This window comes from Streptomyces sp. NPDC058678, from assembly GCF_042714835.1.
In the GTDB taxonomy this organism is placed as follows: Bacteria; Actinomycetota; Actinomycetes; order Streptomycetales; family Streptomycetaceae; genus Streptomyces.
In genome coordinates, this window is the sequence record NZ_JBHXSG010000063.1 from 38,023 (window position 1) to 49,955 (window position 11,933).

Below are 11,933 nucleotides of genomic sequence, written 5' to 3' on the forward strand. Positions count from 1 at the left end.
CCCTTCTTCCTGGGACTGCGGGTACCAGGCACGTCCTGGGCGGACGGTGTTCACTGGGGGCATGACGGCGACGGAACTCGGACATGCGCTGCGCCGCTGGCGTGACCGCGTCTCCCCCCAGACGGCCGGTCTGCCCACGGGCGGCAGGCGGCGCGCCGCCGGGTTGCGGCGCGAGGAGCTCGGCCTGCTCGCCGGGATCTCCGTCGACTACGTCACCCGCCTCGAACAGGGCCGGGCCTCCCACCCGTCCGGGCAGGTCGTCGAGGCCCTGGGCCGCGCGCTGCGCCTGACGGGGGACGAGCGGGCCTACCTGTTCCGGCTGGCCGGGCTGGTGCCGCCGGGCCCCGAAACGGTGCCCGCCCACATCACGCCCAGCGTCCAGCGGCTGCTGGACCGGCTGGTGGACACCCCCGTCGGCGTCTCCGACGCGGCCTGGACGCTGCTCCTGGCCAACCCGATGTACGCGGCGCTGATGGGCGATCCGTCCGAGCGGCGCGGCTTCGAACGCAACGGCGTGTGGCGCAACTTCACGGGCGCGAGCACCCGCGTCCGGCACACACCGGAGGAGATGCGCGCCTTCGAGGCCGCCATGGTCTCCGAACTGCGCGCGACCGCGCAGAGGTACCCCGAGGACCCGCAACTGCGGTGCTTGATCGCGCAGTTGCGCGCCGACAGCGAACGGTTCGCCGAGCTGTGGGAGGCGGGCGTGGTCGGCCGGCTGGAGGGCTCGCGCAAGACCATCGAGCATCCGCAGGTGGGCGTGGTGAGGCTGGACTGCGACGTGCTCAGCGTGGCGGGCAGCGATCTGCGCGTCATCGTCTACACGGCCCGGCCCGGCACGGAGGACGCCGAGCGGCTGAGGCTGCTCTCGGTCCTCGGCACCCAGACCCTCGTCGGCTAGCCGGACGCCGCGGAACGCGTGACGCGGAACCCCACGTCGTCCACCCGGAACGTCGGATGGCTGCGGCGGCGCACGGACGCCCGGCAGCTCCAGTGCTCGTCGAACCAGCCGCCCCCGCGCAGCACCCGGTAACTGCCGTAGACCTCAGGGTCGTAGAGATCCCAGCACCACTCCCAGACGTTGCCGAGCATGTCGTACAGACCCCATGGGTTGGGCCGTCTGCCACCCACCTCGTGGATCCGTTCGTCCGAGGTGCCGCGGTGCCAGGCGATCTCGTCGAGGGGTCCGTACCGCGGACCGGTGGTGCCGGCGCGGCAGGCGTGCTCCCACTCCGCCTCGGTCGGCAGCCGGTACCCGTCGGCGTCCACGTCCCGGTCGACTCCTTCGCCGTCGGCGTGGACGCGGTACGCGGGCGCCAGGCCGGCGCGCTCGGACAGGGCGTTGCAGAACCGGACCGCGTCCCACCAGGAGACCCCCTCGACGGGTAACCGGTCACCCTGCGCGGCACTGGGGCGATGCCCCGTCACCTGGGCGTACAGCTCCTGGGTGACGGGGTACGCGGCCAGCAGGTAGGGCGCGAGCCCCACCTTCCAGCTGCGTTCGGTCCGCCGGTCGGCCAGCGTGACCTCTCCGGCGGGGACGGCGATCATCTGATGCTCCGTGCTCAGGTTCATGCGCGGATGATCTCACCGGGCCGGAAAGCAGGCCGGGTGGATGATCCGCCACGACGGGTCCTCAGTAGCCGTAGCGGTTCTTCAGGTGGCGCCAGAAGTCGCGGAACATCCACTTGTCGAACTCCGTGATCTGCGCGGCGCTGCCCGCCTTCATGAGGAAGCAGCACTGGCCGGTCGGGGTCCAGTCGTAGAAGTCGTCGAGGCCGAAGGTGTGGCCGACCTCGTGCAGGTAGATGTGGATGTTCTCCTGGTCCAGCGCGCCGGTGAAGTACTCCTGGCCGACCCGCTGGCCCCAGTCGCCGCCGGCGCCGCCCTGGAATCCCTTGGTCAGCCACAGCGACTGGTCGTAGTGGCGGGCCGCGCCGCCCGGGCACTTGGAGTAGTTGCCGTCCTGGTGGAAGAAGCGGCCGCAGTCCGGCGCGCACTGCGGGGCACCGCCGCCGTCGAGGTTTCCCGCGTAGATGTCGACGGAGTTGTCGGTCCACTGCAGGGTCGAGCGGGACTTGACCGCCCAGCCGACGATGTTGACGGGAACGGTGGTGTACGGCCAGGCGTTGTGCCCCTTGCCGCCTTCGACCATCGCCGCCGTCCACTTGCCGAACTGCTTCTTCAGCGCGGTGTGGATCCGGTCGCGCAGGGCGGTGCTGACGGGGGCGTCGGACTCCCAGCGGACGCAGTAGTTGACGCTTCCCTTGTTGGCCATGACCTGGTCCCAGCCGTAGTTCCGGAAGCCGTAGAGGTCCGGGTAGGTCGACTGGACGTGGTTCCAGACCTCGTTCAGCGGCTGGACGAGGTTGGCGGGCGGATTCCAGTCGTCGGCGGCCTGGGCCGGGACGGCCACGGCCCCGGTCGGGGTCGCCGCCGCCTGGGCCGGGGTCACCGACATGCCCGGCAAGGCGAACAGCGTTGCCAGGGCAGTCAGGACGGCGATCAGACGCGCAATGCGGGTGCGCATGGTGAACTCCCTCGGTGGGGTAGGGGATTTCACCTTCGTGTCGCCGCCGACGCCCGGCCTGGTTGCCGCGACCTGTCGGGCAGGTTGCCCTGCCCGGCTCAGCCGACCAGTTGTGCCTCCACCGGGAGGTCCGCCGTGGGCACAGTGGTCACCTCTGTCGCGCCGCCGCCCGGCACTCCCGTGACCCGTCCGATCGCATCGCGCCGATCCCAGCGCTGTCGCAGCCGCCGCTGCCCGAGTGGCCGACTCCTTGCCGCCGACCATCGGGATGGCGACACGGCGGCTGCCGGACCGGCTGGGTCCGCTGCTGGAGGCGCTGACCCTGACACTGACCGCACCGGAGGCCGGCGCCGACGACCGGCGACCGGCGACCGGCGACTGATGTCCGTGGAGGATCCACGGAGGGCGTTCGAGGAGCTGGCCGACGACGTCGTCCACGGCGACCTGGACCGGGACGCGCTCGACGCGTGGAGCCCTACGGTGCCGGTGCGGGTACAGCATCGGTCGGGTGCGCCGTGGCTGGGCAGCTCGGCCGGGCTCGAACGGCTCGGGGCCCGGGCGGCCTCACACGAGGGCGTCGAGCGCGACCGTCGCGGGCCGGCCGGCCGGACGGCGGTGGCGTGCGGACGCCTGGCTGCCCGAGGCGCTGGGCGGGCGTCCGCCGCCCCTGCGGTCTCCCGGCAACCTTTGCGGGAGCGGTGGCGACTGGTAGGTGACGCGCTCCACGAACTGCTGAACGAAGGTCACCACGTGAGTACGAGAACAGCCCTGCACCGCCGGACGCGGCGTGGGAGAACGAACCGTCGCACGGTTCTGATCAGCGTGGTGGCCACCGCTCTGGTCGGGGGTGCGATCACCGGCGGTCTGCTGATGAGGTCACCGGACTCCGGACCGGCGGCGGTCAAGAACTGGTCCTCGCCGCCCGCTTCGGCGTCGCCTCCCCCTTCGGCTTCGGCATCGTCACCCTCCCCTTCGCCGTCCGTGTCGGCTTCCGCCTCGGTCTCGGCCTCGGCTTCGGCTTCGGCTTCGGCTTCGGCGAGCAAGAGCGCGTCCGCGTCCGCCGCCAAGCGCCCTTCCCCCGTCTCCGCCCTCGGTTCCTGGCCCACCGCCACCGGCGGCAAGGCGGTGACGTCCACCATCAGGGTCTCCGGCAGCTACGACGGCGGCCTGCAACGCTTCTACGGCTCTGGCGCCCTGGGCGGCTCCGGCCAGGGCGAGGACCAGGATCCGGTGTTCGAGCTGGCCGACGGAGCCGTCCTGAAGAACGTCGTTCTCGGCGCACCGGCCGCCGACGGCGTGCACTGCCTGGGCAGTTGCACCCTGCAGAACGTGTGGTGGCAGGACGTCGGCGAGGACGCGGCCACCTTCAAGGGCACCTCGCCCTCGGCCACGTACCTCGTGGTCGGCGGTGGCGCACGGAAGGCGGACGACAAGGTCTTCCAGCACAACGGTGCCGGCACGCTGACGATCAGGAACTTCCAGGTCGCCGAGTTCGGCAAGCTCTACCGCTCGTGCGGCAACTGCGAAACGCAGTACAAGCGCCACGTCGTGATCGACAACGTCAGGGTGACCGGCCCCGGCAAGGTGGTGGCCGGCATCAACGCCAACTACGGGGACACCGCCACCCTTTCCGGTGTGACGGTCGTCGGCGACAGCGGCGGGGACATCACCATCTGCGAGCGTTTCCAGGGCAACACCACCGGCGCGGAGCCGAGCAAGCTCGGCAGCGGCCCGGACGGCACGTCCTGCCGCTACAGCGCATCGGGCATCGCCTACAAGTGACCCGTCCCCGGCTTCCTGTGAGGATCGGTGTTACGGCCATGCAAGCGAAAAGCTGTGGCTAGACTCCCGCCCCATGCGTAACTCCAGTCCCGTCAGGCAGTGGAAGAAGACGTCCCCTCGCGCCTCGCGCCCCGACACCCACGACTGGAGAAGAACGGCCCGGAACGTGGCCCGTCGGGGCGCGAGGCGCTTCAAGGCGCCCGCGCCGCAGGCCACTTGCGACCTGCTCGGCACATCGGCCGCAAGGGGGGACGACGTTCCGTGAAAGCTCGGCACAAGCAGTCCCGCGACCCGCGCGGACACTGGCTGTTACTGATACTCGTCCTTCCCGCGATGTTCGGGGCCCTGCTCTTCGAGGGGTGGACCAACCACGAGGTCGACGCGGCGAAGACCCGGTCCGCCTGCACCTCGCCCGTACCCGACGCCGTGGCGGGCGGCGGCCCAGTGGTGGGCATCAACCGCAACGGAATACAGACCGGCTCGATGCCCGCCCGCACCGTCGCGCTCACCTTCGACGGCGGTCCCGACCCCGTGTGGACCCCGCGCCTGCTCGACCTGCTGCGACAGCACCGGGCGCGCGCCACCTTCTTCCTCTTCGGCTCGCAGGCGGCCCGCCATCCGGACCTGGTACGGCGGATCCGCGACGAGGGGCACGAGATCGGCTCGAACACCTACACCGGTGCCGCCCTGGGTGAGACGTCGTCCGCCCGCTTCTCCGCCGAACTGGACCTGACGCAAAGCGCGTTGGCGGGTACCGCGGGCCTTCGCACCAACCTGCTGCGGATGCCGCGGACCACCTCGCCCGACACCCTGTGCGGCCGCGAGTGGCAGGCGGCACGGCGCGCCACCGCCCAGGGTTACGTCCTGGTCGCCTCCGACAAGGCGTCCCGGAAGCCGGCACAGGGCCTGGTCCGGCAGCTCAGCCAGACGGCACCCGCCTACCGGGCGGCGGAGAGGCTTCTCGAGAGCCGGAGCGTAGACCGCTTCACCACCGTCTCGGCAGGGCTCCGGCTCACGCCTTACGCCCCGGTGTCGACCCTCGCGAGGTGGCGTGGCACCGCCCTCGTCTGGGCCACCACCGTCGGGCACGCGTTCTCGAACGCCATGACCTGGACGCTCGGCATCGCGGGCGCTCTCGGGGTGCTGCGCCTGGTGCTGCTCGCCGTCTTCGCGCGTGCTCACGTCCGGCGACTGGAGCACTCCCGGCCGGGCGCGCCCTGGCTGCGGGAGGTGACGGAACCGGTGACGGTGCTCGTGCCCGCCTACAACGAAGAGGCCGGCATCGAGTCCACCGTTCTTTCCCTGCTCGCCTCCGACTACCCCCAGCTGCAGATCATCGTGGTCGACGACGGCTCGACGGACCGTACGGCGGAGCTCGCCGAGGGCATCGGCGATCCGCGCGTGCTGGTGATCCGCAAGCCCAACGGAGGAAAGGCCGCCGCCCTCAACACCGGTCTGGATCAGGCGAGTTACGGCATCGTGGTCATGGTCGACGCCGACACCGTCTTCGAACCGGACGCCATCCACCATCTCGTGCAGCCGCTGGCACACCCGGCCGTCGGCGCGGTCAGCGGCAACACCAAGGTCGGCAACCGGCGGGGCCTGCTCGCCAAGTGGCAGCATCTCGAGTACTGCTTCGGCTTCAATCTCGACCGCCGGATGTTCGAGGTGCTGGAGTGCATGACCACCGTTCCCGGGGCCATCGGGGCGTTCCGACGGGAGGCGCTGATGGGCGTCGGCGGGGTCAGCGACGACACCCTCGCCGAGGACACCGACCTCACGATGGCGCTGTGGCGGGCGGGCTGGCGGGTGCTCTACGAGGAGTCCGCCGTCGCCTGGACCGAAGTGCCCACCTCCCTGCGCCAGTTGTGGCGTCAGCGCTACCGCTGGTGCTTCGGCACCATCCAGGCCATGTGGAAACACCGCGGCGCGGTCCTGGAAGTGGGCGTGGCCGGGCGCTTCGGCAGGCGCGGACTCACGTACCTCGCGCTGTTCCAGGTCGTCCTGCCGCTGCTCGCGCCGGTCATCGACGTCTTCGCCCTGTACGGCGTGCTGTTCCTCGATCCACTGAGTTCGGCCGTGGTGTGGTTCGGCTTCCTGGGCGTCCAACTGGTGTGCGCCGGTTATGCGTTGCAGCTCGACGGGGAGCGGAAGCGGGCCCTGTGGTCGATGCCTTTCCAGCTCTTCGTCTACCGGCAGTTGATGTACCTGGTCGTCATCCAGTCCGTGGTCGCCGCCCTGTTGGGCAGTCGGCTGAAGTGGCAGCGCATGAAGCGTTCCGGTACGGCCGCTGAACAGATCGGAGGTCCGGCCTCGTATAAGAGCCTGCCGACGAGATGATCCCGATGTGGTGAGGGACTGAGCAGGCTGATGAGTGACGGGACCGACCGCCCGGCGGGCCACTACGACCGGAGCGGTGGTGTGGTGGAGCCGCCGCGCGGCGTCACGGGGCGGGTGCCGCGCGGAAAAGGGGCGTCGCCGACGACGCGTACGGCACCACTTCCGGGCATGCCCTCGCCCGCCACTCCGGGCCGCACGGGCCACGGGCGCAGCCCCCACGGGGACGCGGGGGGCCGTCGTTCCCCCAAGCCGCGTCCCACCCGGCGACGCAGGGTCACGCGGCTGGCGATTCTCGTGGTCTGCGCGCTGTCCGTCTCCTCCGTCGGCACGTACGTGTGGGCGGACACCAAGCTCGACCAGGAGGTCGACCTCGGCGCGCTGCCGGACCGCCCGGCGGACGGGCGGGGAACCAACTACCTGATCGTGGGCTCCGACAGTCGCGAGGGCCTGTCGGAGCAGGCCAGGAAGGATCTGCGGACCGGCTCGGCCGAGGGCCGCCGCACCGACTCGATGATCCTGCTGCACACCGGCGCGAACGGCACCACGATGATGAGCCTGCCGCGCGACTCGTGGGTGACCGTCCCCCCGTACATCCGTCCCGAGACCGGCAGGAACTTCCGCGCCCAGCCCGACAAGCTGAACGCCGCGTTCTCGCTCGGCGGCCCCGACCTGCTCGTACGGGCCGTGGAACGCAACACCGGGCTGCGTGTCGACCACTACGCGGAGATCGGCTTCGCGGGCTTCGTCGGCGTGGTGGACGCGGTCGGCGGCGTGGACCTGTGCCTGGACCGTGCCGTCCAGGACGAGAAGTCGGGCGCGGACCTGCCGAAAGGCTGCCAGACCCTGGACGGCGCCCAGGCGCTGGCGTTCGTCCGGCAGCGCAAACAGGAAACCCAGGGCGACCTGGGACGCACGCGCAACCAGCAGAGGTTCCTCACCGCGCTCGCCGGGAAGGCCGCCACTGCAGGGACACTCCTCAACCCCGCCAAGGCCTTCCCGACCCTCGAAGCGGGCCTCGACACGCTCGTCGTGGACCAGGACACGGAGCTACGGGATCTCATGTCGCTGTTCCAGGCGATGCGGGGCGTCACGGCCGGCGGCAGACAGATCAACGTGCCCGTCTCCGACCCCGCCCTCGCCACGTCCAAAGGAAGTGCCGTGAAGTGGGACGACCGCCGGGCGCGGAAACTCTTCGCGGAACTGAGGGACGACCGGCCGGTGACGCTCCCGAGGGAGAAGTGACCACGCCCGGCCGGCGGTCTGTCAGGCCGGCTGGGCGGAGGTGCTCATCACCGGGGTGGGGGCGCCGACCGGGGCCTCGGGGGCGTGGGGATAGGCGGCCGTCCGGTGCTGGAAGGACAGGATCTTCGGGTTCTGCACGACGCCGTCGCGGATCTCGATGGCTTTGCTGAGCGTGACCTCGGCGTCCCACGCCTCGGGGCCGCGCATGACCTTGCGGAGATACGGGAGGAGCGCCTCGCTGATCTCCCACGTCGCCGAGTTCCACAGGTGGGACGGGCTGTGGTCCACCGCGTAGTAGTGGCAGCCGGGGCCCACCGTGGGCATCGGCTCGCCGAAGGAGGTCGGCCGGGCCCACTCGAAACCCATGCCCTCGTCGCAGGAGACGTCGATGAAGAAGGTCCCCGGCCGGAACAGGGCAAGCTCCTTGTCGGTGACGAACGTCAGCGGCGCGTCGGTGTCCTGAAGGACACAGTTGACCACGATGTCGAACCCGGCCAGGTACTCCGCCATCGGCACGGAACCGGCCGCGGTGACTGCCCGCAGTCGCGAGGGATCGTCCTCCTGCTCCTCGAAGTGGCCCATCACGACCGAGGGCATCGGCGAGGCCACCGCCGCCGCGGCACGCTGGGTGAGCACCGTGACGTCGGACACGCCCATGGCGCCCAGGCCCGTGACCGCTCCGCGCGCTGTGGCGCCGAAGCTGATGACCGCCGCGCGCAGGCGGCGGCCGTAGCTCCCGGTCAGCCCGCCGAGCTGCAGGGCGTGCAGCACCGAGCAGTAGCCGGCCAGCTCGTTGTTCTTGTGGAACACATGGACGCTGAAGGCGCCCGTGGAGGTCCAGTGGTTCATGGCCTCCCAGGCGATGAGGGTCAGCCGTCGGTCGATGGCGAGCTGGGTCATCCTCTCGTCCTGCACGCAGTGCGGCCATCCCCACAGCACCTGGCCCTCGCGCAGCGCGGCGACGTCCTCGTGCATGGGTTTGGGCAGCAGCAGCACGTCGCACTCGGCGACCAGTTGCTCACGGGAGCGCAGGCCCGCCACGAGCGGCCGCAAAGCGTCGTCGGCGACACCGAACCGATCGCCGTATCCCTCTTCGAGGAAGATCCTCCCGCGCAGGTCCGGCGCGATCCGCTCGAGGTGGGCGGGGTGCAGCGGCAGCCGGAACTCGTTCTCCTTGCGGGAGGACGCGAATACTCCGAGGCTCATCAGGCTCATGCGCTTCCTCAATCATTCAGTTTTGTGGTGCTTGGGTCGTGCGTGAGGTCCCGGGATGCCTCTCGGGCCCTCGGGAAACGGGAACCGCCGAAGCGGGGCGCGGCGCGGAACGGGATACGGACGGCCTGCGCCGTGCTCCGAGGGCGACGCCGAAACGGATGACGGCGTGCGAGGTGCGCTCGATGCCGCCACCGTACTCCTCCGCGGGCCCCGGAGCCGACCGTCGGGGCGTCGTCGGCCCCTCCCCCCGCGCGGCCGGGAACCTTGCCGGCACTCCGGACGTTGTGGAGAGTGGTTGTAGTTGAAGTTTGCGAACGTGTGAGCGCCCGCGGAGTTCTGACAGCGGGCGCTTCGTCGTTTCGGGTTTTTCTTCGACGGCTGGCGACCAGCAGCCCGGGATCGCGCGAGCGCGCGTACTCGACGTACTCGCCATCTCGAAGGAGACCGCACATGGCCGGACTTATCGTCCACCACTCGGCCATCCACACCTCCAGCGGCGTGCGGGCCGACCAGGTCCGCGCACTCTGAGGACACCCCGTTCCGATGCAGGCCCGCGCCGCGGGCCTGCATCGCGCTGCTTCCCCACGGGCTTCACGCACCCGACGCCCTGCCCCCGCGCCGGCACCGGCCCGCACGCTCTCCGAAAGGCAATCCGTGACCACTGACACCATGAACCGGGGCACCGATCCGGCAGATCCCGCCGGGATCACGGGTCCCCCGCCCGGCAGCCGGGGCAGCGACTACGCCGTGCTGTCCCGCGAGGTCAAGCAGAGCGGGCTGCTGAACCGGCGCCCGGGCTACTACTCGGTCAAGGTCGGGGCGAACCTGCTGCTGCTGGCCGCCGGATGGACCGCGTTCGCCCTGATCGGGGAGTCGTGGTGGCAGCTGCTGACCGCCGCCTTCCTCGCGGTGATGTTCACCCAGACCGGGTTCATCGGGCACGACGCCGGGCACCATCAGATCGCCGCCTCCAAGCGCGTCAACAACCTGATCGGCCGGGTGCACGCCGACCTGCTGATCGGTCTCAGCTACGGCTGGTGGATCGCCAAGCACAACCGGCACCACTCCCACCCCAACCACGTCGACCGCGACCCCGACATCGCCGACGGCGCGATCGCCTTCACCGAGGACCAGGCCCGTGTCCGCAGCGGGGCGTATGCCTGGCTGGGCCGTCATCAGGCCTGGCTGTTCTTCCCGATGCTGCTCCTGGAAGGGCTCGCCCTGCACGTGGCCGGCGTACGGGCGCTGTTCGACCGCGCCGGCACCCGCGCTTCGCGTCTGACCAAGCTGTCCGAGGCGGGACTGCTGACCGCGCACCTCGTCGGCTACCTCGCGGCCGTGTTCCTGGTCCTGTCCCCCGTCCAGGCCCTGTGCTTCATCGCCGTGCACCAAGGACTGTTCGGGCTGTACATGGGGTGCTCGTTCGCGCCCAACCACAAGGGCATGCCCATGTTCGCCAAGGACGCCAAGATCGACTTCCTGCGCCGGCAGGTACTGACCTCACGCAACATCCGAGGCCACCGGGTCACCGACTTCGCCCTCGGCGGTCTGAACTACCAGATCGAACACCACCTGTTCCCCTCCATGCCGCGCCCCAGCCTGCGCCATGCCCAGGAGATCGTGCGCACGTTCTGCTCCCGTCACGGCATCGCCTACCACGAGACCGGGCTCCTCGACTCCTACGCCCAGGTGCTGCGGCACCTCCACGCGGTGGGCGGGCCGCTTCGCCCCGAACTCGAGTACTGATCCTTTCGGAACCGCCGCCCGCCGCATCCCGCTTGCCTCTCCTATCGAGTATCGATAGATTTCCATCGTGCCTCGATCGAAGGAGAGACGATGGGGAAGCTGACAGTGCTTGCGCTGCGCGCCGTGCTCGTGGTGCTGCTCGCCGGTTCGGTGGGCGTGCAGGCGGTGATGGTGCCGCTACTGGCCCTCGACATGAAGGACTTCGACCGGCGCACACCGGTCCTCGTGATCGTGGTCCTGGGGATGGTTACGGTCCAGGTCGTCCTGGTCTGCGTGTGGCGGCTGGTGGCGATGGTGCGGCGGGGAACCGTGTTCTCCCACGCCGCCTTCCGGTACGTGCACGTCGTGATCGGCGCGATGGCGACGGCCGCGCTCCTGGTGTTCGCGCTCGGGGTGGTCCTGGCTCCCGGCGAGGACGTGGCCCCGGGCGTCGTGCTCCTGCTGGGCGGGATCGCCCTGGGGGTCCTGGGCGTCGCGCTCATCGTGCTCGTGCTGCGGATGCTGCTCGCCCAGGCCGTCGCGCGCGACGTCGAGGCCGCGCAGTTGCAGGCCGAGCTGGCAGAGGTGATCTGATGCCGATCGCCGTCGACATCGACGTCATGCTGGCCAAGCGGAAGATGTCCGTGGGCGAGCTCGCGGACCGCGTCGGCATCACACCCGCCAACCTGGCGGTGCTCAAGAACGGCCGCGCCAAGGCGGTGCGCTTCACGACGCTCGCCGCGCTCTGCGAGGTGCTCGAGTGCCAGCCGGGAGACCTGCTGCGCTGGGAGGCCGAGAACGCCGACGACACGCTCGCCGACCTCCAGGCCTCACCGGCAGCGCCTGGCGGCACGGAGGGATGACCCGCGGCGCTAAGGCCTGTCCGGCGGATCAAGTCGCAGGAAGTCTGCGGCGTCTCATCGACGCAGGTGAGCGGGGCCTGGTGCGTCGAGCTGCAAGGCGGAGGAGGGCGTCGACGCGACGGGGTCCCCCCGCTCGAGCGAAAGTCGAGAGTGGAGGAGTCGGCAACCGACGACAACGCCGCAGATCGGCGTGCCAGGCCCCGCGTCTGCGGCATGATCCGCCGGACAGGCCCTAG

General features: G+C 70.5%; 12 protein-coding genes. 8 read left to right on the forward strand and 4 right to left on the reverse strand.

The features are described from left to right. The first annotated feature begins 61 nt into the window (after nucleotides 1–61). Complete coding sequence (locus ACFWWR_RS38675; protein ID WP_383872819.1) at nucleotides 62–901, forward strand: helix-turn-helix transcriptional regulator; 840 nt, start codon at nucleotides 62–64, stop codon at nucleotides 899–901. On the opposite strand, the gene ACFWWR_RS38680 is transcribed toward ACFWWR_RS38675, so the two are convergent. Together ACFWWR_RS38680 and ACFWWR_RS38685 are read right to left on the reverse strand one after the other, a co-directional pair. Beyond that, entirely contained in the window at nucleotides 898–1,575 is a 678-nt protein-coding gene (locus ACFWWR_RS38680) for a formylglycine-generating enzyme family protein (protein ID WP_383872822.1), read from the reverse strand. The genes ACFWWR_RS38675 and ACFWWR_RS38680 overlap by 4 nt on opposite strands. 61 nt (nucleotides 1,576–1,636) lie before the next feature. After that, a complete protein-coding gene (locus ACFWWR_RS38685) occupies nucleotides 1,637–2,530 on the reverse strand; it encodes a hypothetical protein (RefSeq protein ID WP_384308340.1) in 894 nt (297 codons plus the stop codon). Nucleotides 2,531–2,768: 238 nt separating this feature from the next. On the opposite strand from ACFWWR_RS38685, the gene ACFWWR_RS38690 reads away from it, so the two are divergent. Beyond that, nucleotides 2,769–2,912 carry a hypothetical protein gene (locus tag ACFWWR_RS38690; RefSeq protein WP_383872827.1) on the forward strand — a complete coding sequence of 48 codons (144 nt, stop codon included), beginning with the start codon at nucleotides 2,769–2,771 and terminating at the stop codon, nucleotides 2,910–2,912. A 182-nt stretch (nucleotides 2,913–3,094) separates the two neighbouring features. Here ACFWWR_RS38690 and ACFWWR_RS38695 read toward each other — a convergent pair whose 3' ends face one another. Continuing rightward, entirely contained in the window at nucleotides 3,095–3,280 is a 186-nt protein-coding gene (locus tag ACFWWR_RS38695) for a hypothetical protein (protein WP_384308343.1), read from the reverse strand. Nucleotides 3,281–3,511: 231 nt separating this feature from the next. Between ACFWWR_RS38695 and ACFWWR_RS38700 the strand changes: the two genes are divergently transcribed. From ACFWWR_RS38700 to ACFWWR_RS38710, 3 genes are all read left to right on the forward strand, one after another. After that, the gene (locus tag ACFWWR_RS38700) at nucleotides 3,512–4,312 is read left to right on the forward strand and encodes a pectate lyase (RefSeq protein ID WP_384308346.1); all 801 of its coding nucleotides are present in this window, start codon (nucleotides 3,512–3,514) and stop codon (nucleotides 4,310–4,312) included. A gap of 261 nt (nucleotides 4,313–4,573) precedes the next feature. Further along, nucleotides 4,574–6,652 (forward strand): bifunctional polysaccharide deacetylase/glycosyltransferase family 2 protein, encoded by a 2,079-nt coding sequence (locus ACFWWR_RS38705; RefSeq protein WP_383872832.1) that lies wholly within the window; start codon nucleotides 4,574–4,576, stop codon nucleotides 6,650–6,652. Between the two features lie 30 nt (nucleotides 6,653–6,682). Beyond that, nucleotides 6,683–7,894, forward strand: coding sequence for an LCP family protein (locus tag ACFWWR_RS38710; RefSeq protein WP_383872834.1), 1,212 nt, complete (start codon nucleotides 6,683–6,685; stop codon nucleotides 7,892–7,894). A 21-nt stretch (nucleotides 7,895–7,915) separates the two neighbouring features. On the opposite strand, the gene ACFWWR_RS38715 is transcribed toward ACFWWR_RS38710, so the two are convergent. Continuing rightward, nucleotides 7,916–9,109: a N(5)-(carboxyethyl)ornithine synthase gene (locus ACFWWR_RS38715; RefSeq protein ID WP_384308349.1), complete on the reverse strand. Its 1,194-nt coding sequence runs from the start codon at nucleotides 9,107–9,109 to the stop codon at nucleotides 7,916–7,918. 669 nt (nucleotides 9,110–9,778) lie between these two features. Here ACFWWR_RS38715 and ACFWWR_RS38720 point away from each other — a divergent pair. The 3 genes from ACFWWR_RS38720 to ACFWWR_RS38730 all read left to right on the forward strand — a co-directional run bounded on the left by ACFWWR_RS38720 (nucleotide 9,779) and on the right by ACFWWR_RS38730 (nucleotide 11,697). Then, nucleotides 9,779–10,855 (forward strand): fatty acid desaturase family protein, encoded by a 1,077-nt coding sequence (locus ACFWWR_RS38720; RefSeq protein WP_384308355.1) that lies wholly within the window; start codon nucleotides 9,779–9,781, stop codon nucleotides 10,853–10,855. Nucleotides 10,856–10,945: 90 nt separating this feature from the next. Then, on the forward strand, nucleotides 10,946–11,428 hold the full coding sequence (locus ACFWWR_RS38725; RefSeq protein ID WP_383872839.1) for a DUF2975 domain-containing protein: 483 nt from the start codon (nucleotides 10,946–10,948) through the stop codon (nucleotides 11,426–11,428). Beyond that, a complete protein-coding gene (locus ACFWWR_RS38730) occupies nucleotides 11,428–11,697 on the forward strand; it encodes a helix-turn-helix domain-containing protein (RefSeq protein ID WP_383872842.1) in 270 nt (89 codons plus the stop codon). Before ACFWWR_RS38725 ends, ACFWWR_RS38730 begins: the two co-directional genes overlap by 1 nt. Nucleotides 11,698–11,933: the final 236 nt, after the last annotated feature.